19 protein-coding genes are annotated in these 22530 nt (G+C 69.3%); 13 read left to right on the top strand and 6 right to left on the bottom strand.

The annotated features are described in order from the left end of the window. Nucleotides 1–258: 258 nt before the first annotated feature. Nucleotides 259–1683 carry an HNH endonuclease signature motif containing protein gene (locus tag ACYVD1_RS14395; RefSeq protein WP_460772283.1) on the bottom strand — a complete coding sequence of 475 codons (1425 nt, stop codon included), beginning with the start codon at nt 1681–1683 and terminating at the stop codon, nt 259–261. Between the two features lie 804 nt (nt 1684–2487). Here ACYVD1_RS14395 and ACYVD1_RS14400 point away from each other — a divergent pair. The 5 genes from ACYVD1_RS14400 to ACYVD1_RS14420 all read left to right on the top strand — a co-directional run bounded on the left by ACYVD1_RS14400 (nt 2488) and on the right by ACYVD1_RS14420 (nt 9041). Beyond that, a complete protein-coding gene (locus tag ACYVD1_RS14400; RefSeq protein WP_460772285.1) occupies nt 2488–3147 on the top strand; it encodes a pyridoxine/pyridoxamine 5'-phosphate oxidase in 660 nt (219 codons plus the stop codon). A 79-nt stretch (nt 3148–3226) separates the two neighbouring features. Further along, complete coding sequence (locus tag ACYVD1_RS14405) at nt 3227–4858, top strand: acyl-CoA dehydrogenase family protein (RefSeq protein WP_460772287.1); 1632 nt, start codon at nt 3227–3229, stop codon at nt 4856–4858. Nucleotides 4859–5025: 167 nt separating this feature from the next. Continuing rightward, nucleotides 5026–7185 carry a glycogen debranching protein GlgX gene (gene glgX / locus ACYVD1_RS14410; protein ID WP_460772290.1) on the top strand — a complete coding sequence of 720 codons (2160 nt, stop codon included), beginning with the start codon at nt 5026–5028 and terminating at the stop codon, nt 7183–7185. A 77-nt stretch (nt 7186–7262) separates the two neighbouring features. Further along, complete coding sequence (locus ACYVD1_RS14415; RefSeq protein ID WP_460772293.1) at nt 7263–8111, top strand: pyrimidine reductase family protein; 849 nt, start codon at nt 7263–7265, stop codon at nt 8109–8111. A gap of 141 nt (nt 8112–8252) precedes the next feature. After that, the gene (locus ACYVD1_RS14420; protein WP_460772296.1) at nt 8253–9041 is read left to right on the top strand and encodes a GntR family transcriptional regulator; all 789 of its coding nucleotides are present in this window, start codon (nt 8253–8255) and stop codon (nt 9039–9041) included. An 80-nt stretch (nt 9042–9121) separates the two neighbouring features. Here ACYVD1_RS14420 and ACYVD1_RS14425 read toward each other — a convergent pair whose 3' ends face one another. Further along, a complete protein-coding gene (locus tag ACYVD1_RS14425) occupies nt 9122–9538 on the bottom strand; it encodes a hypothetical protein (RefSeq protein ID WP_460772453.1) in 417 nt (138 codons plus the stop codon). A gap of 251 nt (nt 9539–9789) precedes the next feature. Here ACYVD1_RS14425 and msrB point away from each other — a divergent pair, with 251 nt between their 5' ends. From msrB to ACYVD1_RS14440, 3 genes are all read left to right on the top strand, one after another. Further along, a complete protein-coding gene (msrB, locus tag ACYVD1_RS14430; RefSeq protein WP_460772300.1) occupies nt 9790–10236 on the top strand; it encodes a peptide-methionine (R)-S-oxide reductase MsrB in 447 nt (148 codons plus the stop codon). Between the two features lie 263 nt (nt 10237–10499). Next, the gene (locus ACYVD1_RS14435) at nt 10500–11168 is read left to right on the top strand and encodes a phosphatidylserine decarboxylase (protein WP_460772302.1); all 669 of its coding nucleotides are present in this window, start codon (nt 10500–10502) and stop codon (nt 11166–11168) included. After that, the gene (locus ACYVD1_RS14440; protein WP_460772304.1) at nt 11155–11961 is read left to right on the top strand and encodes a CDP-alcohol phosphatidyltransferase family protein; all 807 of its coding nucleotides are present in this window, start codon (nt 11155–11157) and stop codon (nt 11959–11961) included. The genes ACYVD1_RS14435 and ACYVD1_RS14440 overlap by 14 nt, the downstream gene beginning before the upstream one ends. A 79-nt stretch (nt 11962–12040) precedes the next feature. Here ACYVD1_RS14440 and hemQ read toward each other — a convergent pair whose 3' ends face one another. After that, entirely contained in the window at nt 12041–12751 is a 711-nt protein-coding gene (gene hemQ, locus ACYVD1_RS14445) for a hydrogen peroxide-dependent heme synthase (RefSeq protein ID WP_460772306.1), read from the bottom strand. Further along, nucleotides 12748–14217 (bottom strand): protoporphyrinogen oxidase, encoded by a 1470-nt coding sequence (gene hemG / locus ACYVD1_RS14450; protein WP_460772309.1) that lies wholly within the window; start codon nt 14215–14217, stop codon nt 12748–12750. The genes hemQ and hemG overlap by 4 nt, the downstream gene beginning before the upstream one ends. 169 nt (nt 14218–14386) lie before the next feature. Here hemG and ACYVD1_RS14455 point away from each other — a divergent pair, with 169 nt between their 5' ends. Then, on the top strand, nt 14387–15352 hold the full coding sequence (locus ACYVD1_RS14455) for a DUF4349 domain-containing protein (RefSeq protein WP_460772312.1): 966 nt from the start codon (nt 14387–14389) through the stop codon (nt 15350–15352). Between the two features lie 79 nt (nt 15353–15431). Here ACYVD1_RS14455 and hemE read toward each other — a convergent pair whose 3' ends face one another. After that, nucleotides 15432–16400: a uroporphyrinogen decarboxylase gene (gene hemE, locus ACYVD1_RS14460; protein ID WP_460760796.1), complete on the bottom strand. Its 969-nt coding sequence runs from the start codon at nt 16398–16400 to the stop codon at nt 15432–15434. 337 nt (nt 16401–16737) lie between these two features. Between hemE and ACYVD1_RS14465 the strand changes: the two genes are divergently transcribed. The 4 genes from ACYVD1_RS14465 (at nt 16738) to ACYVD1_RS14480 (ending at nt 20555) form a co-directional block, all read left to right on the top strand. Next, nucleotides 16738–17313 carry a DUF3000 domain-containing protein gene (locus tag ACYVD1_RS14465; protein ID WP_460772315.1) on the top strand — a complete coding sequence of 192 codons (576 nt, stop codon included), beginning with the start codon at nt 16738–16740 and terminating at the stop codon, nt 17311–17313. Nucleotides 17314–17410: 97 nt separating this feature from the next. Beyond that, entirely contained in the window at nt 17411–18670 is a 1260-nt protein-coding gene (locus tag ACYVD1_RS14470) for a ribonuclease D (RefSeq protein ID WP_460772318.1), read from the top strand. 205 nt (nt 18671–18875) lie between these two features. Then, nucleotides 18876–19877, top strand: coding sequence for a tetratricopeptide repeat protein (locus ACYVD1_RS14475; protein ID WP_460772322.1), 1002 nt, complete (start codon nt 18876–18878; stop codon nt 19875–19877). A gap of 171 nt (nt 19878–20048) precedes the next feature. Further along, nucleotides 20049–20555, top strand: coding sequence for an FBP domain-containing protein (locus tag ACYVD1_RS14480; RefSeq protein ID WP_460772326.1), 507 nt, complete (start codon nt 20049–20051; stop codon nt 20553–20555). A 42-nt stretch (nt 20556–20597) separates the two neighbouring features. On the opposite strand, the gene ACYVD1_RS14485 is transcribed toward ACYVD1_RS14480, so the two are convergent. After that, complete coding sequence (locus ACYVD1_RS14485; protein ID WP_460772329.1) at nt 20598–22448, bottom strand: ABC transporter ATP-binding protein; 1851 nt, start codon at nt 22446–22448, stop codon at nt 20598–20600. Nucleotides 22449–22530: the final 82 nt, after the last annotated feature.

The following is a 22530-nucleotide window of genomic DNA, read 5'->3' on the forward strand; positions in this document are numbered from 1 at the left end:
CCCCTCGGCCTGGCGGCCGATGCCTACCCCTACGCCGGAGCGTTGACGCCTGGCGGTGTCGCGGCCGGTCATTCTCTGCTGCGGACCCCGAACCTCGAACCCCGAACAGCACGGCCTGCGGCCGGTGGGCCCCTGCGCCGGAGCGTTGGCGGGTCGGGTGTCGCGGCCGGTCACGGTGTGCGGCGACCCCCGGAAGGGTGCCAGAGCCCCAGGGCATCGGGGCGTGGGGGCGTGGGGCGGTAGGGCCTTGACGGGCGGTCACCGCTCCTCGGATGTGGGGGTGGGAGCGGGGGCTGGGTCGGGGTCTGCGGGCGAGTCCTTACCCCCACCCTGGTCCTTGTTTCCCCGGTTGCGGTGGGAGGGACGACCCTGCCACGTCGAGGCCTCCGGGTTGGTCTCCCGGCGATACTTCAACCGGTTGTGGTCCGAGCACAGCGGCTGAATATTGTCCGCACTCGTGGACCCACCGGCCGAGAAGCTGATCTTGTGGTCGGCCTCCGACCCACTGGCCGGGAAGTTGCACCCCTGGTACCAGGCGCAGGTGGTGTGACCGAACATCCCCGCGTCCCGAAGGGCACCCGTGGCATCGCGCTGGGTGCGGCCCACGTCCAGCACCCGGTCACCCTTGGGGGAGGTGACCATCCGGCGCAGCACACTGTTGGGGGCCAGGGCACGGATCGCGGCCATGGAGACCACCTGCCCGTCCTGCGTCACCGCAGGCCCCGCACCCTCACCCCCGGCCTGGTTCTGGAGGCCCAGGAAGGTAGGCAGGGGCACCATGATGTTGATCATCGCCACCGCAGCACGCTTCCGACCCTTCCCCTTGCCCTTGCCGTCTTCGGCCTGCCCCTCGGCACCCCCGGCACTCTCGGTGGGGTGGGAGGCGGACCGGACCAGGTTCATGAACGCGTCATACATCCGCTCGGAGGACGACACGTGCAGTCTCTCGGGGGCATAGTCCGACTCGTGGGCCTTGAGCACGCACTGGAGCTCCTCGGCGTGCTCACCCGGACCCCAGAGCTCGAACATGAACGTGGCATCAAAGGTGCGCACCAAACGCGCACCACGGGCGTCGAAGGCGGCCTGGTACTGCTCCTCCACCACCGCCGGGTTGTACTGGGCCAGCAGCTCCCGGCCCAGCCGGGCGATGTCGGAGGTCGACATCGCCGGCTCCCTGGCCTTGGAAGCCAAAATCCCGGCCTCCACCATCCGCCGGAAGAGGCCAGCATCCGGGCAGTCCTTAGTGTTGCGTGCCTTGACCGCCTTATCAGCGGCCTTGCACACCGCCACCGCCTCACCGATCGACAACAACCCAGAGTCCAAACCTTCGCGGGTCGCGGGCAACTCCTGAGCAAAGAGCCTGCGGGCCAGCTGGGCGCGCCCGTTGGCCTCAACGGGGGCCATACCCACCGAGTGGATCAGCCAGTTCTGCACCGACCGCTGCCCACCCGCCTCCAACAGGGTCCCGGCCGCCTCCAGCTGCGCCAGCCGCAGCAGCATCGAAAGCTGGGCCCGGTCGAAGTCCTCGAACACCTGAGAAATCACATCCAGGACCTCACCGGCCGCACCCGCCGGGGGCACTTCCGCCATCTCCACGGTGATCTTCTCCCGGGCGGTGCGCGTGGCGGCCACGGCGGGGGTGTCTCCCGCCGCATTCCCGCACTTCCCGAAAGAAGAAGTCATACCACCAGGATATCAAGAAAGGCACATAAAGGACCTATCCCGGGGTGATAAAACACTTACCCGGCTACCCTGGACCGCCTTTTATACTCCCCACGGGAAGCCTTCCAGGGAAGGTCTTCGACCTCCCCTGGCCGCATTTTTGGACAAAGCAGACAAATGTGCACCCGCGTTGGAATGATCTTGCTACCAGAGTCAATATCGGCGCCGAAATTGCTTCTGGTAGCAAGATCATCGGGATTTTCGCCGCGCACAGTGACCGGCCTCGACACCCGACCCGTCGACGCTCCGGCGTAGGGGTAGGCATCGGCCGCCAGGCCGACAGAATCAGTTTTTCGGGCGGAGCCCAAAATGGCTCGGACCTCGACCACGCGTCCCCCTTTCCCGATAGCCGCCAACCCGCCGTCGCAGCGGAGCGGGTCAAGGTGGAGCGCCGTTGACGCGCGAAGCGCTCGATGGCGACGACCTTGAGGCGCGTAGCGGAGACGGCCACAATCACGCGGCGGGAAAGGAGGGAACCCCAAGAACGGGAGCAACCCCCAACCACTAGTGCACCCACACCACCGAGACAGGCACCGAGACAGACACTGCCATAGGCACCTCCGTAGACCCTGCCAAAGACACCGTCGCGAGCGTTGAGACCATTACTTCCTGCCCCTTGCTGTTTCACTCTTGAGTACTGGTGTTTGGATTTTCGGATAGCTCATGGAACTCTAAATGGGGCGATTGGGGGCACGGAAGTGAAGGCTAGTAGCGTCGGCGTGACTCTCGGCATGGCCAGGGAAACGACAATGAGTGGAGACAGCGATGGCTGGGGACGGGATTCGCGGGATGTTGCGGGGGCTGCCGGTGTTCGCGGGGCCGCTGGCCACGTTCGACCCTGGGAAGGCGCCCGACGACCCGGTGGAGCTGTTCGAGGCGTGGCTGGGCGAGGCCATCGCGGCCGGTGTGCCTGAGCCGCACGCGATGACGGTGGCGACGGCGGACGCCGACGGGGCGCCTTCAGCACGGATTCTCATCATGAAGGATCTGACGGAGGACGGCTGGTGGTTCGCCACAACGACCAGTTCGGCGAAGGGCCGCGAGTTGGCTGAGAACCCCAGGGCTGCCCTGCTGTTCTTCTGGGGCAAGCAGGGACGCCAGGTGCGGGTTCAGGGCTCGGTGGAGCTGGCGAGTGCTGAGGAGCGCGCGGCTGACTTCACTGAGCGGCCTTTGGAGGGCCGGGTGGCGGGGCTGCACGGGAGGCAGAGCGAGCCTCTGGAGAGCTTGGCGGACATCCACGTGGTCGCCGAGGAGAGCCGCGCGCGGCTGGAGGCCGACCCCGGACTGGTGCCGAAGGACTGGGGTCTGTACCGGGTGGCGCCGACGGAGATCGAGTTCTGGCAGGCTGACCCCGACCGGCGGCACACGCGCCTTCGGTACCGGCGGGAGGGCTCCGGCTGGCGGCGGGAGCTTCTCTGGCCCTGAAACCGAACCTGGTTCTATTGGGATTGCGGTGCGGGGATAGGATTCCCGCACCCACCCGTCCCTCGACCCAGGAGTCGGTATGCCCGCCACACATGAGGTGTTCAATCAGGCCACTCCGCTCGGTGACTACAGTGCCGCCGACGATCCCGCACTGTTGGAGGGCCTGCGCCGCGAGGGCGCGGGCTGGGCTGAAGCCGACGTGCGCGAGATCGGCAACGCGGCAGGGTCCGAGCGGGTTCGGGCCTGGGGTGAGTCGGCGAACACCTACCCCCCGGTCCTGCGCACCCACGACCGCTACGGCCACCGCGTGGACGAGGTCGACTTCCAGCCCGCCTACCACGTGCTCATGGACCAGGCCGTGGAACACGGCATGCACGCGGCCCCTTGGGCCGACGACCGCGAGGGCGCGCACGTGGCCCGCGCGGCCAAGTTCTTCCTGTGGTCCCAGGCGGAGAGCGGCCACGGGTGCCCCATCTCGATGACCTACGCGGCGGTCCCCGCGCTGCGCAAGTCCCCCCAGTTGGCGGCGCAGTACGAGCCGCTGCTGACCGCGCGCACCTACGACTTCGGGTTGCGGGCCCCGTTGACCAAGCAGGGCCTCATCGCCGGGATGTCGATGACGGAAAAGCAGGGCGGCTCGGACGTGCGGGCCAACACCACGCGCGCGGTTCCCGCGCAGGAGGGCCACTACCTGCTCACCGGGCACAAGTGGTTCACCTCGGCACCGATGAGCGACATCTTCCTCACCCTCGCACAGGCCCCCGAGGGGTTGACGTGCTTCCTGGTTCCGCGTGTGCTGCCGGACGGGAGCCGGAACAACCTCTTCATCCAGCGGCTGAAGGACAAGCTCGGCAACAAGTCCAACGCCTCCGCCGAGCTGGAGTACGACGGCGCCGTCGCGTACCCGGTCGGCGAACCCGGCAAGGGCGTTCCCACCATCATCGAGATGGTCAACAGCACCCGCCTGGACTGCGTGATCGGCTCCTCGTCCGGCATGCGCGCGGCCGTGGTGCACGCGTTCAACCACGCGGAGTCCCGCAGCGCCTTCGGCAAGCCCTTGGTGGACCAGCCGCTCATGCGCAACGTCCTCGCCGATCTCGCTCTGGAGTCGGAGGCCGCCACAGCGCTCATGACGCGTCTGGCGGGGGCCGTGGACCGTTCAGTGCGCGGTGACGAGGGCGAGGCCGCCTTCCGCCGCTTGGGCGTGGCCGTGGGCAAGTTCTGGGTGACCAAGCGCCAGCCGGTGCACGCCGCCGAGGCCTTGGAGTGCCTGGGCGGAAACGGGTACGTCGAGGAGTCCGGGATGCCCCGGCTGTTCCGCGACTCCCCGCTCAACTCCATCTGGGAGGGTTCGGGCAACGTGGCGGCGCTGGACGTGCTGCGGGCGATGTCGCGTTCCCCGGAGTCGGTGGAGGCCTTCCTGGCCGAACTGGACACCGCCGCGGGCTCCGACGACCACTTCGACGAGGCCCTGAAGCGGCTGGGGACGGCCTTGGGTGACCTGGACGAGATCCAGTACCGGGCGCGGTCCGTGGTCGAGCTGATGGCGCTGCTCCTGCAGGCGTCGGTGCTGCTGCGCTACGCGCCGACCCCGGTGGCGGAGGCCTTCACGGCGTCACGGTTGGGCGGCGACTGGGGCAGTGTTTTCGGGACCCTTCCCAAGCGCGTGGACACCGGCCTGATCCTCGACCGGGCCCGACCTCATCGGTAAATCCTCTCCTTCCGTGCAATAAACCCATAAAGACCCCCGGTGGACTGGGCCGATGCATGCTTATCGGCCCAGTTCGGCATACTTCCGCGGCCTTAGCGGAAGGAAGAAGTCGTCACCAAAACTCCAACGCCCGCACGGGGCCCGATACCAAGAGACTGACGACGCCTATGGTGGAAGTCTGGCCAGGTAGTTCCTATCCGCTCGGTGCGACCTACGACGGGTCCGGCACCAACTTCTCCCTCTTCTCGGAGGCGGCCGAACAGGTGGAACTGTGCCTGTTCGACGACAACGGCGAGGAGACCCGCATACCCCTGACCGAATACGACGGTTTCGTATGGCACGGCTACCTGCCCGGGGTCGGTCCAGGCCAGCAGTACGGCTACCGCGTCCACGGTCCCTACCAGCCCGAGCACGGGTTGCGCTGCAACCCGAACAAGCTGCTCACCGACCCCTACGCGAAGGCGCTGAACGGCAACCTCACGTGGCACGAATCGCTGTTCAGCTACCACTTCGCCGATCCGGACCGGAAGAACACCGCCGACAGCGCCAAGTATGTGCCCAAGTGCGTCGTGGTCAGCCCGTTCTTCGACTGGGGCAACGAGTCGCGGCCGCGCACGCCGTACCACCAGACGGTGATCTACGAGACGCACGTGCGCGGTCTGACGATGCGGCACCCGGCCATCCCCGAACACCAGAGGGGCACCTACTCGGGGTTGGCTCACCCCGAGGTGATCGAGTACCTCACCTCGCTCGGGGTGACGGCGGTGGAACTGATGCCCGTCCACCACTTCGTGCCCGAGCACGCGATGGTGGCGCGGGGTCTGACCAACTACTGGGGTTACAACACCTTGGCCTTCCTGGCTCCGCACAGCGGGTACGCCGCGCGCGGCTCCCGCGGCCAGCAGGTGCAGGAGTTCAAGGCGATGGTGAAGTCGCTGCACGAGGCGGGCATCGAGGTGCTCCTCGACGTGGTCTACAACCACACCGCCGAGGGCGACCACATGGGGCCCACCCTCTCCTGGCGGGGTATCGACAATCTCGGCTACTACCGGACCAGCGACGAGGACCATCGCTACTACCTCGACTACACGGGCTGCGGGAACAGCCTGAACGTGCGCCATCCGCACTCGTTGCAGCTCATCATGGACTCGCTTCGGTACTGGGTCCTGGAGATGCACGTGGACGGGTTCCGCTTCGACCTCGCGTCGGCGCTGGCCCGGGAGTTCCACGACGTGGACCGGCTGAGCACGTTCTTCGACATCGTGCAGCAGGATCCGGTGATCTCCCAGGTCAAGCTGATCGCCGAGCCGTGGGACGTGGGACCGGGCGGCTACCAGGTGGGCAACTTCCCGCCCCTGTGGACCGAGTGGAACGGCAAGTACCGGGACACCGTGCGCGACTTCTGGCGCGGTGAGCCGGTCAAGGGGGAGCTGGCCTCGCGCCTGGCGGGATCCAGCGACCTCTACCAGGACGACGGGCGCCGCCCCGTGGCGTCGATCAACTTCATCACCTGCCACGACGGCTTCACCATGGCCGACCTGGTCTCCTACAACCACAAGCACAACGAGGCCAACGGCGAGAACAACCGGGACGGCACCGACGACAACCGCTCCTGGAACCACGGGGTGGAGGGCCCCACTGAGGACCCCGCGATCCTCGTCCTGCGCCGCAGACAGGTCCGCAACTACCTCACCACCCTGTACCTGTCGCAAGGCGTGGTGATGCTGTCGCACGGCGACGAGGTCGGTCGCACCCAGGGCGGCAACAACAACGCCTACTGCCAGGACAACGAAATCGCCTGGATCGACTGGGAGGGCGCCGGGCTCGCCAGCGAATACCCGGAGAACGACCTCTTGGACTACGTCCGCGAACTGGCCCACCTGCGGCGCGAACACCCGGTCTTCCGGCGCCGCCGCTTCTTCCGGGGTAGTCCCGTGGAGGGCGGGCCCGTGGAAGGCGGGAAGGCCGGTTCGGACGGGCTGCCCGACATCACGTGGCTGCGGCGGGACGGGTCGACGATGGAGGGAGACGACTGGAACACCGGCGACCGCGCCCTTGGGGTGTTCCTCAACGGTGACGCCATCACAGAACCGGACCACCGGGGCCGACGGATCCGCGACAGTTCGTTCGTGCTGCTGCTCAACAGCGGACCCGAGTCGGTGGAGTTCAAGCTGCCCGGCACCGAGTACGGCATGGCATGGGAGACCGTCCTGGACACCGCCGAGCCCGACGTGGACGGGCGGCCGTTCGTGTCCGCCGGCGGCCCGGTGCGGGTGATCGACCGCGCCCTGGTGCTGCTGCGGCGTGTCTCGCACCGCCACGGCTGACGCCACCGGGACAGAATTCAGCGGGGCCGGGGTTCCCACGGGGTCCCCGGCCCTCGGTGGACCTAACCTGGGTGACCATGTCGAACACTCACCACACGGGCACCGCTCACCGTACTGGTACCGCCTCGGAGCCGCCCCGGTTCCGCGAACTCCTTCCCGCCCCCGGCCGCACGGACGTGGACCTGGCCGAGGCCTACGCCTACCCGCCGGTCCTGGACCGGCCTTGGGTCCGGGCGAACATGGTGGCCAGTGCGGACGGCGGTGCGGTCGGCCCGTCCGGCCGCAGCCGTGACCTGTCGTCAGCGTCCGACCGCAGGGTGATGGGCGTGCTGCGCGGTCTGTGCGACGTCGTCGTGGTCGGCGCGTCGACCGCCCGGCAGGAGGGGTACCGTCCGGTCCGTCCGCGTGAGGTGTGGGCGGACCTGCGCGCCGGACGCCCGGCGACCCCGCGGATCGCGGTGGTGTCGCGTTCGCTGGAGGTGGACGAGGAGCTGCTCACCACCGCGCCGGAGGACGCGCGCACGATCGTGTTCACCGTCGGGTCCGCTCCGGCCGCGCGTCGGGAGTTCGTGGCCGCGCACGCGGACCTGGTGGTGGTGGACGGTGTATCAGTGGGCCCGGAGCACATCCTCAACGCCCTGTCCGAGAGGGGCCTGTACCGGGTGCTGACCGAGGGAGGGCCGCACCTGCTGGCCGAGTTCGTGGCGGCGGGCCTGTTGGACGAGCTGTGCTTGACAGTGAGTCCGCACCTGCTGGGCTCGGGATCGCCCCGCATCGTCACCGGCGGCCCAGGGACCCCCGGCGCGCCTGAGCACGGCTCAGCCAAGAGCACGCCCGTGCGGATGGCGCACCTCCTGGAAGCCGAAGGCAACCTGTTCACGCGTTACCTCAGGGAAGGCGACACCCCGCGGGAGGGTGCCCCATAACCGGTCGGTTTCGGCCACCCCACAATGACGCATGAACCATCCCGCAACCGGACATACCCGTTGTGTGCCACCCACTGGAAACTCTGCGACTGGACACACCGCATCGACGGGGCTTACCGGTTTGCTCCCCTGGGCGAGAGGATGAACGTAGTGCCGACGTCCGAAAACGGATCCCCTCCGGTCTACCGGGAGATTGCCGAGGAACTACGAGGACAGATCCGCTCCGGACGGTACGCCGACGGCGACCGGCTTCCCGGGGAGAACATCCTCATGGAGCGTCATGGCGTCGCCCGGGCGACGGCCCGACAGGCGCTGTCCGTACTCATCAACGAGGGCCTGGCCGTGGCCGTGCGCGGTTCGGGCATCTACGTGCGACTGTTCCGACCCTTACGAAGACACGGAGCCCGACGCCTGTCCAAGGACCTGTGGGGCAACGGCCGAGCCATCTGGCAGACGGACAGTGACACTCGCGGGTACGAAGTGGAGGGCCTCGTCATCGACGAGGTCGCCCCCGGGGGCCATGTGCTCCGGGCCCTGGGCCTGGACGAGGGTTCCTCGGTGGTGCGCCGTTCCCGCCGCTACCTCGTCGACGGGCGCCCCGTACAGACCGCGACCTCCTACCTGTCCCCGCACCTGTGGGAGGGCCGCACGGACTCCTCCGCCGCCCAGCGGGTCAGGGCGCACGACAGCGGCCCGGGAGGTATCTACGCGCGGCTGGCCGAGCTCGGGCACGCCCCCACGCACTTCACCGAGGAGATCCGCGTCCGTATGCCCACCCCCGAGGAGACCGCGGAGCTGGAGCTGTTTCCGGGAACCCCTGTGCTGGAGGTGGCCCGCACCGCCCTGACCCTCGACCACAGCCCCGTCGAGTTCAACGAGATCACCATGGACGGTTCGGCGTACGTACTGCAGTACGACTTCGACGCCTGACCAGACGCCTGACCAAGGGCCCTGCACATCGAAAGGGGTGCCCCGGCGGGGCACCCCTTCGTCGTGCAGGAACCGTCCGCTTACTCCCGGCTCTCCACACCCTGTTCTCTCGCGTGCAGGCGACCCCTCCGCTTGGAGGCGAAGACCAGGTATGCCAGCGGCAGGAACGCGAGTCCCACCGACAAGGCCCCCGCCGCCGCGAAGATCATGGCGCCGGACGACGTCATCATCCAGTGCGCCATCCCGACCCCCAGGACGGTCGCCACCGCCAGCGCGCCGACGGCGATCACCGCGACGAGCACCAGCAGTCTGCGATCACTCCAGGGCTCGGGTCTCGTGTGGTCGATCCCCGCCACGGTGGAGCGGACGCTGAGCTCAGCGGCCCAGCGCAGCTCCCGACCCACAGTGCCCGCACCGTCACCGACGGCGCGGACCTGGGACCTGGCCCCTGCGGTGGCTTGCTCAAGACACCACAGTCCGTAGCGGATCCTACCCACGCGCAGCGGTCGCCTGCCTACTCCGAGTGCCTGTTGAGCTGTTACAGCCATGCCACCTGCCTCAGTGCACCTCGACCACTGACCCCTGTTGAGCCCGTACCCGCACGTTCGACGACCGAACGTCATCAAGCGTGAAGTTAGGTGTATGTGACCCCTAAGGATGATTTACCTAACTGAGACAGAAATGCCCTTTTCCTGACGGAAGCGCCCCCTGTCAGCACTCGGACACGATTCCGGGTAGCGTCGTCACCATGGCTGACGCAGCGGATGAGGCCCCGGATTCCAACTCCGGGGCACCGAAGGACCTCCCCCAGACCGAACAGGAGTGGCGCGAGCGCCTCAACGCCCAGGAGTACGCCGTGCTCCGCGGGTCGGGCACCGAGCGCCCCTGGTCAGGGGCTTACGTCGACACCAAAACCACGGGCGTCTACCGTTGCCGGGGTTGCGAGACCGAACTGTTCCGTTCCGACGAGAAGTTCGACTCCCACTGCGGGTGGCCGAGCTTCTTCGACCCGGCGGACTCCGACGCCGTCACCCTGCACGAGGACGCATCCCTCGGCATGGTGCGCACCGAAGTGCGATGCGCCACCTGCGAGTCCCACTTGGGTCACGTCTTCTACGGAGAGGGGTACAACAACCCCACCGACGCCCGGTACTGCATCAACTCCGTCGCGCTGGCCCTGGAGCCCAAGCAATAGGTGGCATACCATCCTGGTCCGGGTACCCGTCGTTCCCCTGGAACGGCGGGCGCTCGGATACCGACTGCTTCCCGCCCCCGCGGGATCAGGGATAATCGCACCAGCGCACCAACGTTCGACCCCCTTGTCGACCGGAGGGCGCGCGCGGCGAGGGTGCCCCACCCGGTGACCGCGCACCCGCGAACCCGGTCACGACCGGGTTCACCCCTCACAGCGGTAACCGATGTGCGGGCGAACAGACCGACCCGCGACGAAAGCGCTCGATGACCGACGACTCACCTACCTCTTCCGTCTCTCCGCGTCCCACCGCCAGACCGCGGTTCGGCATGGCCCAGGGCTCGGCCCCGTGGCTGGTACCGGCGCTCGGCGCAGCGGGAGTCGCGGCCCTCGCCGCCCGGGGCTCCCGGATTCGGGCTCTCGCCGCCGTGCCCGTGATCGCCCTCGCGGGAGGGATGACCTGGTTCTTCCGGGACCCCGAGCGGGGCCCCGCGACAGGGCGGGTGCTGTCCGCGGCCGACGGCGTCGTACAGAGCCTCGACCCCCAGCCCGACGGGCGCATCCGGGTCGCGGTGTTCATGAACCCTCTCAACGTGCACGTCAACCGTGCCCCCCTCGCCGGTATCGTGACCGGCGTCGAGCACCGTCCCGGGGGATTCCGGCCCGCATTCGACAAGGACAGCGAGCGTAATGAACGCGTCATCTGGACCCTTGAAACCGAGATCGGTGAGATCACGGTCGTTCAAATCGCCGGCGCGCTGGTCCGGCGTATCGTCCCGTATCTCGCTGCGGCGCAGAAGGTCGAGCAAGGTGAGAGGATCGGGCTCATCCGGTTCGGGTCACGGGTCGACGTCTACCTTCCGGCCGGGGTCACCCCGGCGGTGGAGGTCGGCCAGAAAGTCCGCGCCGGAGAAACCCGTCTTGACGCCGGCTGAGGCCGCCCTATCCCCCGAGCAGGACGGCTCCTCCGCCCCTGAGGAGGCGCCAAGGCTGCGTCTGGGCGTGGCCGACTACCTGACCCTGGGCAACGCCCTGTGCGGCTTCCTCGCGGTGTGGGCGCTGGCCACGGCCCAGGCCGCGCACCTGGCCGGCGGCGCCGACGGCGCGCTGCCCAAGACGGCGATGGCCACGGCCGTGGGCTTGATGATGTTCGCGGCCGCCCTCGACGTGCTCGACGGCCGGGTCGCCCGCAAGCTCGGCGGTAGCGGCATGGGCGCGGAACTGGACAACCTCGCCGACGTGGTCAGCTTCGGTTTCGCCCCGGCGTTCTTCTTCGTCGTCTGGGGCACCATCGCCGGTGGTGCCGGTGTGCTGCCCGTGGCCGCGGGCGGTGCCGTGCTGCTCGCGGTGATCGTCCGCCTGGCCCGGTTCTCCACCCAGGCGCCCGGTTCGAACTACTTCACCGGTCTGCCCTGCCCGTTCGGGGCGATGGCGGTGGTGACGATCGTGCTGCTCGACCCGCCGGTCCTGGCCGGTGTGGCCGCCGTACTGCTGATCGCCTGGCTGATGGTGAGCCGGATGGAGTACCCCAAGCCCCGAGGGAAGAAGGCGTACGTCGTCCTGGGCATGCTCGCCACCGGCGTGGCATTCATCGCCGCGTGGGGCCTGGGCCTGCCCGCCGGAGACGTGCTGATCTACTCGATGAGCGCCCTGGTGCTGCTGACCATCATCGCGCTCCCGTTCTACGTGATCGCGACCGGCAGGACCGCGGCCCGCACCGCCGAGTAACCGCCGGTGAGCGGTTCCATAGACCGGTGAGGCCCCCGCCGTCGGCGGGGGCCTCACCGCGTGTGCACCCTCCGAATAGCTAGGGCAGGGCGTCGACCAGCTCGGCCACGCTCTTGCGCCGCCCGGTGTAGAAGGGCAGCTCCTCGCGGGTGTGCAGACGGGCCTTGGCGCTGCGCAGGTGGCGCATGAGGTCCACGATGCGGTGCAGCTCCTCGGCCTCGAAGGCGAGCAGCCACTCGTAGTCGTTCAGGCCGAACGAGGAAACCGTGTTGGCGCGCACGTCCGGGTAGGGGGCCGCCATACGGCCGTGCTCGGCGAGCATGGTGCGGCGCTCGTCGTCGGGGAGGAGGTACCACTCGTACGAGCGCACGAACGGGTACACGCACAGGTGCTCATGCGGTTCCTCGCCGGCCAGGAACGCGGGCACGTGGCCGCGGTTGAACTCGGCGGGCCGGTGCAGGCCCACGACCGACCACACCGGTGTGCTGGCCCGGCCGACACGGGTGCGTCGGAAGTCGGAGTAGATGTTCTGCACCTGCTCAGGGCTGTCGGCGATCCACCAGAACATCATGTCGGCGTCGGCGCGGAAGCCCTGGACGTCGTAGCTGCCGCGGGTGGTCACTCCCTGCTCGGCGGCCTTGTCGAAGAGGCCCTGGAGCTCCTCCGCCGCCGCGCCGCGGTCCACGCCCTCCAGGCTGTCGGCCTTGAAGACCGACCACATCGTGTACCGGATGAGTTTGTTGAGGTCGGTGCCGTCCTGGGCGATCGCCTCGTTCTGCTGGCCCGTCACGGGTTGACTCCTTGCTGGTTCGTTCCGTCGGCGCTCTCGTCGCCGCGGCTGGCGTGGCTGTGGTCGGTGAGGGTGTCGGCCAAGCGTGCGGCCTCGCGGCCGGCGTCGGCGACGCAGGCGGGGATGCCCACTCCCCCGTAGGCGGCGCCGCACACCGCGAGCCCGGGGTGGTTCCGTATGGACGACCTGATCCGTTCCACCCTGGTGGAGTGGCCGACCCCGTACTGGGGCAGCCCGTCGGCCCACCGGGTGACGCGGGTCTCCACCGGGGCGCCGGCCAGGCCGGTGACCTTGGCGAGGTCGGCCAGGGCCGCGTCGGCCAGTTCCCGGTCGGAGCGGCGCAGGACCCCGTCCTCGCCGGACCTTCCGATGGAGCAGCGCAGGACCACCAGGTCCGCACCGGGATCGACCCTATCCAGCTCCTGGGCAAGCCAGGGCCACTTGTTGCTGGAGAAGGTGGCGGCTTTGATGGTCAGGCCCTGCCCGGCCGGAACCAGGAACCCGGTCCCGGTGAGGGGCTCGGGGAAGACCGACGCGGGCAGGGCGAAGGTCACCAGCGCCATGCTCGCGTAGTCGATCCGCCTCAGCTCCCGCGCGGCTGCGGGCTCCGTGTCGCCAAGGAGCCGGGCGGCCTCGGTCGCGGGGCAGGCGAGCAGGACGGCGTCGCAGTCGATCTGCTCAGCGCCGTCCAGATGCACTCTCCAGCCCTGGGAGCGCTGCTCGAGGGCGCGGACCCGGGACCTGGTGCGCAGATCGCTCTGGCGCTCCGCGAGGGCGTCCACGACCGATGCCACGCCTCCACGCAGGGAGGCGAAGACGGGACCCGCCTCGGTGGGTGCCTCACCGCGCCCCTTGAGACTGGTGTGCACGGCGCTCATCAGGGAACGGTCACGGCGTGCCATGGGCGCTATCTGGGGCACCGTGGAGTCGAGGGAGAGTTCGTCGGCGCGGCCGGCGTAGACACCGCCCAGGAGGGGTTCGACGAGGCGCTCCACCACCTCGCGGCCCATACGGGTTCCGACGTAGGCGCCCACGGGAACGTCCGAGCGCACCGGCGTGCGCGGCCAGACCAGGTCGAGCGCGGCGCGCAGGGTTCCCGCCGGGGAGAGCACACCGCTCCGGGCGAGGGCGCGCAGGTCGCCGGGGACTCCCATGAGCTGCCCCTTGGGCAGGGAACGGATCCGGCCCCGGCTGTAGATCGCGGCGGACCCCGGTCCGGGGTGCACCACTTGGTCGTCCAGGCCGAGTTCACTGAAGAGGTCGAGTGCCTCGGGGCGGCGCGCGAGCACCGCTTCGGCACCGGCGTCGACGGACACGCCCGCCACGGGTGAGGCGCGGAGCTTGCCCCCCGGGGCGTCGGCGGCCTCGACCACCGTGGTGGTGACCCCCCGGCCGTTGAGACGGTACGCGGCGGTGAGTCCGGAGATCCCGCCGCCGACCACGACGACATGCGGTGCTTCAGGCATGTCACCAGCTTCCCAGATGCCGTGCGTCACAGTGATCCGCCTTCCCGGATGGAGGGCTTCGGCCCGGGAGGTTCCGGTCGGGGTGCCCCTCCTCCAGGGGCGACCGGCCCGTTGCGGTGTCGTTATCGGACGGACGCAACGGGGGATTTTCGGATTGCGTCGAAACGGTATGAGCACTTCATCACTCCCCCGGGCGGGCCGCGCCGCCGGGGCCGCGATCTCCACCGGACTGGCCGCTCTGCTGTTCGCCGCCTGCTCGGCGTCCTCCGAAACCGCGGGCAATGCCTCCGACAGCCCTCGTGAGTCCGCCGACCTGGCGGCTCCGGAGGAGGAGGCCGCCCAGGAGGGCGCCGCCGAGGGGGACGGTGATGCCGCAGCCGATGATGCCGTGGGCTCCGATGTGGAGGTCATGGACCGGCAGTTGATCCACACCGCCGATATGAGTGTGCGCGTCGACGACGTAGCCGAGGCCTCCGACCTGGCCAAGGAGCTGACCGTCGAGGTCGACGGCTACGTCGCCCGGGAGAACCTGTCCACTCCCGAGGAAGGCAGCCCCGAGAGCACGCTGACCCTGCGGATCCCCAACGAGGACTACGAGAGCTCGCTGGACGCGCTCGCCGAACTGGGTGACCGATCCACCCTGGAACGCTCGGTCGAGGACGTCACCGAGGAGGTCGCCGACGTCGAGAGCCGGATCGAGTCCTCCGAGGCCGCTTTGGAGACCCTGCGCGGCTACTTGGAGGAGGCCGAGGACGTGGACGACCTCCTCCGGGTGGAGGGCGAGATCCAGGAGCGCCAGCAGTCGCTCGAGTCACTCCAGGCCCGTTTAGAGTCGTTGGAGAACCAGACGTCCTACTCCACGGTCAACCTGACCCTCGCCCCGCCGGCCACCTACTTGGAGGAGCCCGCGGACGACTCCGTCGGTTTCCTGGGCGGCCTGGAGCGCGGTTGGCTGGCACTGGCCGGCCTGGGCCAGGGGCTCTCCGTGGCCGTGGGCTGGCTGCTGCCCTTCGCCGCGTTGGGCGCGCTGATCGCCGCCGGTCCGGTGTGGCTGTGGCGCCGCCGCCGGGCACGGACCGAGGCCACCGCATCCGAGCCCGTGGCCGCGGAGGGGGCCGAGCCCGGCGAGAACTGATCCGGACACACGCCGACGCCCGGCCCCATTACGGGGGCCGGGCGTCGGCGTGTGTCCGGAGACCGCGCTGGAAAAGCGCCTAGGTCGCGCTCTCCTCGTGCACGAAGGCGGTGAGCCGTTCGAGCATGGTCGGGTCGGTGCTGGGAAGCACGCCGTGGCCGAGGTTGAAGATGTGGCCGTCGGCGGCGCGGCCACGCGAGAGGATGTCGCGCGTACGGTCGGCGACGACCTCCCAAGGCGCGAACAGGGTCGCGGGGTCCAGGTTGCCCTGGAGCGCGGTACCCGGCTGGACGCGCTGGGCGGCCTTGTCCAAGGGGACGCGCCAGTCCACGCCCACCACGTCGGCCCCGGCCTCGCTGAGCAGGCTCAGCAGCTCGCCGGTACCCACGCCGAAGTGGATGCGCGGCACCTCGTACTCGGTCAGCTGGCCGAAGATCCACGACGTGTAGGGCATCACCGAGGCGCGGTAGTCCTCAGCACTCAGCGCACCGACCCACGAGTCGAAGAGCTGGACCGCGCTGGCCCCCGCCTCGATCTGGGTGCGCAGGAAGCCGAGCGTGATGTTGGCAAGGCGGCGCATGAGCTCGTCCCACAGCTCGGGCTCGCCGTACATGAGCGCCTTGGTGTGCTCGTGGTTCTTCGACGGCCCACCCTCGATGAGGTAGGAGGCCAACGTGAACGGGGCACCGGCGAACCCGATGAGCGGCTTGTCGCCGAGCTCTCCCACGAGCTGGCCGACCGCCTCGGTCACGTAGGGGACGTCGTCAGGTTCGAGGTCGCGCAGGCGCTTGATCCCGCCGGCGTCCCGGATCGGTTCGTCGACGACGGGGCCGACCCCCGGCTTGATGTCCAGGCCGATCCCGATGGCCTTGAGCGGCACGACGATGTCGCTGAAGAAGATCGCGGCATCGGTGTCGTACCGGCGGACCGGCTGCATCGTGATCTCGGTGATCATGTCGGGGCGCGCGCACGCCTCAAGCATCGGCACGTCGGCGCGGACCCGTCGGTACTCGGGCAGTGAGCGACCGGCCTGGCGCATGAACCACACCGGTGTGTGGGACACCGGGAGGCGCCGGCAGGCGCGAAGGAATGGAGAGTCTTGAAGCGTCACTCTTGAATCGTGCCATGCCCGTCCCGGTGCTCTCACTCGGATCGCCGAAGGAAAGCCGCTCTTCGACGGCCGATCGGGCACGATCCGGGGCCGTGGCCGGACCGGACGGTCCCAAGATCATCACAAAACACCGACACGCCGGGAGAACTGCGACCGCCCGACGGTGACTCGTGCCACGGTCGATTCCGTGCCCACCATCACACCCTCGGCAGGACAGGTCCTGGCGGCCCCGCCGGGACGTGCTCACCACAATATGAAGGCTGACGTTTCCACAATGCCCGATGTCGGTAGCGCCGAGAACGCGCATGAGACGTTCCGGCGAGCGGTAGAGGCCCTGCACTCTCCTCTCATCCGCCCCGAGATCACCGTGCGGGAGATCCCCTCGCCCCAACGGCTGGCTCCCCACTCCGCCGCTGTGTCGGCCGAGGTCTCGGTCCAGGGCGAGGAGATCGCCTGGGGTCGGTTGATCGTCCTGTACGACCCCGAGGGCACCCGAGACTGGCCCGGACCGTTCCGGGTGGTCTGCCAGGCCAACTCCGAGCTCGAGTCGGAGATCGCGTCCGACCCCCTGCTCGGTCCGGTCGCCTGGAGCTGGCTCACAGACGCCTTGGAGGCCAACGAGGCCAACCACCACACGCTGAGCGGTACGGTCACCCGCGCCACCACCGAGGGGTTCGGCACCAAGGCCCACGAGGGTGCCGCGACGGAGGTCGAGATGCGCGCCTCGTGGACCCCGGAGTCGGACGACCTGGCCGGACACGTGAAAGCCTGGTTGGCTCTGCTGGCCTCCGCCTCCGGGCTGCCCCCGATGGACGTCACCGACATCGCCCGACAACGGTCCCGCCCCTGATCGGAGGCTGATTGGGGGTGTCTCGGCACGGGGCCGCCCAGCGGCCCCGAAACGGCCCGTATCTGCGTTCGGTGGCCACAGCGCATACCGTAGTGGTGTGGCGAACGCGTTGAACTCCAAGACAGAAGCCCGCGAACCCGACGACGACGCGGAGAGGGCGCCTCTACTGCGGGAACCGCGCGAGGGCTTGCCCGAGGTCACCTCCGACGCCGACGCTCTGGCCGGTGTCATCGCGGCCCTCGCCGCAGGGTCCGGTCCCGTCGCCGTGGACGCCGAGCGCGCCTCGGGCTACCGGTACGGACAGCGCGCCTACCTGGTGCAGCTCCGCCGGGAAGGGGCCGGTTCAGCGCTGATCGACCCGATCGCCTGCCCAGACCTGACCGAGCTGAGCGCCACCGTCGGTGAGTCCGAGGTGGTGCTCCACGCCGCGCACCAGGACCTTCCGTGCCTGACGGAGGTCAACCTGCGCCCGTCCCGACTGTTCGACACCGAACTGGCCGGGCGGCTGCTCGGATACCAGCGGGTCGGCCTCGGGTTCATGGTGGAGCGGCTGCTGAACGTACGCCTGGCCAAGGAGCACTCGGCGGTGGACTGGTCGCAGCGCCCCCTGCCGGAGGACTGGCTGCGCTACGCGGCGCTGGACGTGGAGATCCTCATCGAGCTCCGGAACTCGCTGGAGACGGAGCTGGCCGAGACCGGGAAGCTGGAGTGGGCCCGGGAGGAGTTCGCCTCCGTGCTGAACGCCCCTCCCAAAGAGCCGCGACCCGACCCCTGGCGGCGCACCTCGGGCATCCACAAGGTCCGCAACCAGCGTTCCCTGGCCGTCGTGCGCGAGCTCTGGTACGAACGGGACCGCATCGCCCAGGAACGGGACATCTCCCCCGGCCGTGTACTGCCGGACGCGGCGATCGTGGAGGCGGCGACGGCGATGCCCCGCACCACCTCCGAGCTCGCCAAGATCCGGCAGTTCGGGATCAAACTGGCCCGGCGCTACGTCAACACGTGGATCAAGTCGGTGAACCGGGCCCGTGACATGGCCCAGTCCGAGCTGCCGCGTCCCAACGCGGCCGGCGACGGCCCTCCCCCGGTGAACCGCTGGGCCGACCGCGCCCCGGAAGCCGCGCGCCGCCTGGAGTCCGCTCGGGCCACTGTGTCCGGGATCGCAGAGGACGTGGTGATGCCCACCGAGAACCTTTTGCTGCCGGACACCGTCAGAAGGTTGGCGTGGGCACCCCCGCAAGCCGTGGACCCGGATTCGGTGGGTGAGTTCCTGCGCACGCGCGGTGCCCGGCACTGGCAGGTCGGGTTGACCGCGGAACCGCTGGCGACAGCCCTTCGGGACGCGGCAGAGGCGTAGCTTTTCCCCCTTCAGCCACATTGAACCCAAAAGTGACTGAACTCACCGCCCTTCAGGGGCGGTTCACGCCTGTTCCGTAGCCCGTTGTCCGATTAAGTTATAGAAACGTGCCCTGATACCTCAGGGCACTTGACCTAACGGGTGTGTACCGGACCGAGGGCCCACAAGGCCCCGGCGCGTGATCAGGGAAATGTGGTGAGTCTTCTTGTCGTTCTGGCGTGCGCTGCTGCGCGAGACGGGGTTGACGCGTTCTGCCAAGGTCGAGTCGACCAAGGCCGCCATGCCGGCTCCTGAGGAGAATCACGAGGAACGCACCGCCGATCGCCCCGAGCAGGTGCCGACCCCCGCTGGCGGGGTGCCCACCACCGCGCCACGCGAGTCCCTGCCCCAGCAGGCCCCGTCCTCCGGTTCCGCCGCGGGCACCGGGCCCAAGGCCGGGATGCGCGCGGCCTCCCTGGAGCAGGCCCTGCGGTCGCTGGTGGAGCGGCACGGAACCGAGCACCCGGACACCATCACCGCCCGCAACAACCTGGCGACCAAGTACGCGCAGATGGGTCGGCGTCAGGCTGCCGTGCAGCAGTTCGAGCTCGCCCTGGGCGAGGCGGTCACGGTCTACGGTGACGACCACCCCCGCACGGAGATCATCCGGGAGAACCTCGCCTGGGCCTTCGAGGATGCGGGGCGTCCGGCCGACGCCGCAGGGCAGTGGGAGACGCTGCTCAGCCAGCGCGAGAGCCAGTTCGGTCCGGCCGACGAGGACACGGTGGAGGCGCGCATGCGCCTGGCCGTGTGCTATCGGCGCAGCGGCCGCGTGGACGCCGCGGTGGCCCACTACGCGCGGGCGATCGAGGACGTCGCCTCCACCGAACGCCGTGAAGAGCTGCGCCTGGGCCTGAGCGCCGCGCAGAACATGGCCGGGCGGTACGAGGAGGCCATCTCCCAGCTGCGGATGGTGCTTGCCGGTCGCCGCCGCCGTCTGGGCAAGGGCCACCTGGACACCCTCGTGGTGCACCACCGGCTGGGTCGCTCCTACACGCAGGCGGGGCGCGCGGACGAGGCCGTGGAGGTGCTGCGCGAGGCCTACCGGGTAGCGCTGAGCTCCTCCGGTGACCCGGAGGTCCGTCGGCTCACCATGCGGATGCGCCGGGACCTGGCCGGTGCCTACAACGCCGCCGGCCGCCACCGCGAGGCCAACGCGCTGCTCTGACAACCGCGCTCCGCACTCCCGGGCCGGGGCCCCGTACCGGGTTCCCGGCCCGGGATGTGTTCGGCGCGTGGGCGCCCGATGCTTCGGGCGCCCACGCGCGAAAACCATTCGCGCTCGGCGCCGGGGCTTGGCAGGATCCCCGGTGACACCGTCGATCGTCCGGAGGCACCCGTGAGAGAACTGAGCACCGAGGAGATCCGGGGATCGTTCGTCAACTGCCCTAAGGGGGAGGCGAAGCGCATGCACTTTCCCACGGACTTCCCCCTTCTGCCCTGGGAGGACCTGGAGTTCGCCGGCTGGCGCGACCCCAAGGCACCCAACCGCGCCTACGTGGTGACGGATACCGGTGAACGGGTGGTCGGTATCGCCATGCGGCTGCCGACCGGCAACCGCAGGACCAACTTCCTCAAGTCGGTGGCGTGCTCGTTCTGCCTGACCGTCCACCCGTCCGGGGGCGTCCGCCTGTTCAGCGCCCCCAAACCGGGCAAGGCAGGCAAGCAGGGTGGGACCGTCGGCCTGTACGTGTGCGACGACCTCGCCTGTCCCCTCTACGCGCGCGGCAAGCGGGAGTCCGCGCTGATCCAGCCCGCGGAGACCATCACCCGGGAGGAGCGCGTCGAGCGCCTGCGCACCAACGTCGACCGCTTCGTGACCGGCTTTCTCGCGCACTCGGACTAGGGGCCCAGCTGGCGGGCTGGCTGGCCAACGGGCTGAACGCGGTCACACCGTTTCGTGAGCGGTGTCCTCCCGGTGCCCGGCGGGGTCGTCCCGGTCACCGCCGGAGGCTTGCGGGTTCTCAGCCGCCCCGGGGGTCAGGAGCTGTCCGGCGGCGAGGTCCCGGTAGAGGCCGTCCCGTTCGACCAGCTCGCTGTGGGTGCCCACCGCGCGGACCGTCCCGGTCTCCATGACCACGATGCGGTCGGCGCTGGTGACCGTCGACAAGCGGTGCGCCACCACGATCACGTTGGTGGTGCGGGCCGCATCCAACATGACGGCCTTCAGTGCCCCCTCGTTGGCCGAGTCCAGCTGGGAGGTGGCCTCGTCCATAAGGAGCAGGCGGGGTCGGCGCAGCAGGGCACGGGCGATGGCCACGCGCTGGCGCTCGCCACCGGAGATGGTGACGCCCCGGTGTCCGATCGCGTTCTCCACACCCTCGGGCAGACGGTCGACCAGCTCCGTGAGCCGGGCCGTGCGGATGACCTCCTGGAGTTCGGCCTCGGTGGCGCGGGGTGCGGCCATGGTGAGATTGGCGCGCAGGGTGCCGTCTAGGACCGGGGCGTCCTGCTCGACATAGCCGATCTGAGAGCGCAACACCTCCAGGGGCCAGTCGCGAACCTCGGTGCCGTCCAAGCGCACACTGCCGCTGGTGGGGTCGTAGAAGCGCTCGATCAGGGAGAAGACTGTGGTCTTACCCGAACCCGAGGGGCCGACCAGGGCGGTCAGTCCCGATCCCGAGGCCTCGAAGCTCACGCCGTGGTGCACCAGGGGCAGGTCCGGGTGGTAGCGGAAGGTCACGTCGGTGAGGGTGACTTCAGCCGGGCGTACGGGAGCCGTTTCGGCGCGGGTGCCTTCCGGGCTCTCCTGGTCCAGGTCTGCCACCTCATCGATGCGTCGGACCGCGGCCAGGCCGCTCTGGAGTTCGGTGGCCGACTGCACGAGGGTGCCGATGGGGTCCATGAGGTAGAAGAGCAGCAGCAGGAAGGCGATGAGCGTGGAGACGCTCATCGTCCCCGCGGCCACCATGCCGCCGCCCACACCCAGCACCACGAGGAAAGAGGTGTTGACCGTGAGCATCGCCAGAGTGCTGGACAGCGCGCTCCACCCCGCCACGGAGACGCCTTTGCGCCAGGCCTCCACGGCGGCGATGTCGAGGCGTTCGATCTCGGCCCGTTCCGCGGAGGAGGCCTTGACCGTGCGGAAGGCGCCGAAGATCCGCTCCAGGAGGGAACCCATCTCGCCGAGCGAGGCCTGGGCCACCTCGGTGGCGCGGCCGATCCGCGGCAGGATCACCCCCATGAACACACCGACCGCGAGGATCATGCCCAGGGTGATCAGGAGTAGCGTCGGGCTCAGGACCGCCATGATGCCGATGCCGCCGACCAGCAGGATGGTGCTGGTGAAGAGGTTGGTGATGCCGCTGGTGGCGACCGTGCGCAGCAGAGTGGTATCGGCCGTAAGCCGGGAGACCAGGTCACCCGGCTTGAGCCGGTCGAGTTCGCGCACGCGCAGCCGGACGAGGCGGCCGACCAGGTTGCGGCGCACCCCGAGCACGACGGTCTGGCCGGTGCGCTCGAGGACGAAGGCGCCCAGGGCGCCGACTACGGCGCCGACGAGCACCACGCCCAGCAGGGCCAGGATTGGACCGGAGATGGCGGCGCCCTCGTCCAGGGCATCGATGACGTACCTGGCCATGAGTGGCTGGACCAGGCCGGTCAGACCACCGAGGAAGGTGAGCGCACCGCCGAGGACGAGCGTGCGCCAGTGCGGTCGCGCGTACCCCCAGAGGCGGCCCAGCGGCGCCTTGGGAGCCTCCTTCAGCATGCTCGTGTGCTCCCGGTCCACCTCTGCCATACAACGCCTCCTTACATCATTTTTTGTCTTGAATCACCCATCACACAACCGCTTTGGCGGGTAGGGCCACAAGCATCGAAAG

The organism is Nocardiopsis nanhaiensis, from assembly GCF_054778635.1.